General features: G+C 37.2%; 2 protein-coding genes. Both read left to right on the forward strand.

The window, feature by feature from the left end; genetic code table 11:
• The coding region (locus AC4GME_RS18835; RefSeq protein ID WP_490380044.1) for a DoxX family protein at nucleotides 1-404 on the forward strand (404 nt) is incomplete at its 5' end.
• Nucleotides 405-664: 260 nt separating this feature from the next.
• A complete protein-coding gene (locus AC4GME_RS18840; protein WP_490377803.1) occupies nucleotides 665-1,297 on the forward strand; it encodes a DsbA family oxidoreductase in 633 nt (210 codons plus the stop codon).
• The last annotated feature ends 911 nt before the right edge of the window (nucleotides 1,298-2,208 follow it).

Genomic DNA, 2,208 nt, shown 5'->3' on the forward strand with positions numbered 1-2,208 from the left:
TGTTAGAAAACTTACTTAATGAAGATATGGGCAAACTTATACTTCGCCTCACAGTAGCGGTATTAACTTTGTTTCATGGCATAGCCAAAGCTATGCACCCTGAATCAATAGAGTTTATCGGTGGACTATTTGAGAATATAGGTCTGCCCGCAGTTACCGCTTATACCGTTTTTATAGGTCAAATTATCGCACCATTAATGGTTATTTTGGGCTATTACAATCGAATAGGTGCAGCCCTTATAACCTTCACCATGTTGGTCGCTGTGTTATTAGTTCATACAGGACACTTTATAACGTTAACTCCTCAAGGTGGATGGGGACTAGAATTACAGGCCTTGTACTTCTTCGGCGCACTTAGTGTCGTATTTTCCGGTAGTGGTAAATATGCAGTAAAGGCAGGTTAGATATAGAAACAGCCGAATTAGGGACCCTATTTATGTCAAACAGCGGGCGATCCTCTTTTCAGGAAAGATAACTCCTGCTTAGCTAAATCATCGTAAAGTGTAATGAATAAATTCTGAGAACTGAGCAAATCCAGGTGAACCACACTGCTTTGTTGATAATTGCCATTTCAAGAATAGTGTTATCTCATTTCTTGTATTTTTCTTTATCCTGTAACTATGTAATCTAATATTCAACAAAATATTTTAAAATGAGAGGGATTATGAAATCCAAAATTAAAGTAGATTTTTTCCATGATGTAGTCTGTAGTTGGTGTTATGTCATTTCACCCCGTTTGCGAAAACTAGCTGAAGAACTAAGTCTTGATGTTCATCATCATGCCTTTGCTCTGTCTGCCACTAAGGAAGACATGGTGCAGATGTTCGGTTCAAGAAGCAAAGCCAAAAAGGTTATCTTGGGCCACTGGCAGCAGTGCGCTAAAGTCGAGGACCAGAAGCGTATTAATGTTGAGGGAATGCGTCAGAAAAACTTTGAATACCCAACATCTCTGCCTGGATTACTCGGTTGTAAAGCAGCACAAAAACAAGCCGGGGATAAGGGGCATTGGGATTATTTTGACGCTGTACAACGCGCTCATTTAAGCGAAAATCGTAACATTGCCGATAGTGAGGTACTTATCAGTTTGGCTGTTGAGTTGGGATTAGATGTTGAGCGTTTCAAAGAAGACTGTCAGGATCCTGAATTACAAAAGGAAATCATGCAGGATCAGCAACTCGCACAAAAGTTAGGAATTCAAGCTGTTCCAACACTCGTTATCAATGACCGCTGGATTCTATCTGGAGCTCAACCGCTGGACGTGCTGCGAAGTCAGATTCAACAAATACAAATGAGTTAATCTCCTAAAGTTTCTTCCGCTGTAATGCAGAGCCTTCGGGCCTTGCACAATACCTAAGAGCTTAAAATTTTTTACTGACTCGCTTTTTTGGGGAGAGGTTATTGGATTATAACTTACCGTAGCGCACTCAAATTAACATAAATGTGAGCTTCAGTATTGCCGAATTATTTAATGACTGGATATATACTATTTTATATATTTAGCTATAATAAAAGTGGACGTGAATCTTAGGTGTTTGATTTTTAATAACAAAGGTAGATTATACCAACTTGTTTTTGTATGTTTTGATAGCGAATCTCATCGTATTCTTACATACAAGTCCCCAATCTCACCAGTGACTTACATTTTTGAAAATTTGATCTCGACAATCACACTTGTAACTTCATGTATTAGTGTAAAAACGATCTCATTCTTAATTTGCAATAACAAATGTGATAATTGAAGTTTGGATCAAGATCTGATCTTATTTATAATTCCATACTATTGAACATAATTCTATTTAACATAAAATGTATAACATACTGTTATATAATATGTTTTTCGCACTTTGCAGTTGCTCGGGTTAAGCTCGTTGTTAAGGCGCTAAATCCGGTTCTGCAATATAAGACAAGATCTTTTATTTGGGAATTTCGCTTTTTTGTATACCAAATATACCAATAAATTGCTTATTATCAGGATGTTAGGCTCATTCATTTTTATCAATCATTGCTTGAAACCCTTGCCGTTATTGGCGCTAAGTACCTATTTGGACGATTTGTAGGCGTTCTGTGTTGAAATCTGGAGTTAAATTAAGGTATTTCCCTTAATAAATAAAAGCTACGCGACTTAGTTCTAGGAAAATAGCTTTCAAATTCTCTGACCTGGTCAACTGAATTCGGTCACCCTAGTTAAGTTCTTTAAGCTACCTTTTT

The organism is Psychromonas sp. (assembly GCF_983033635.1).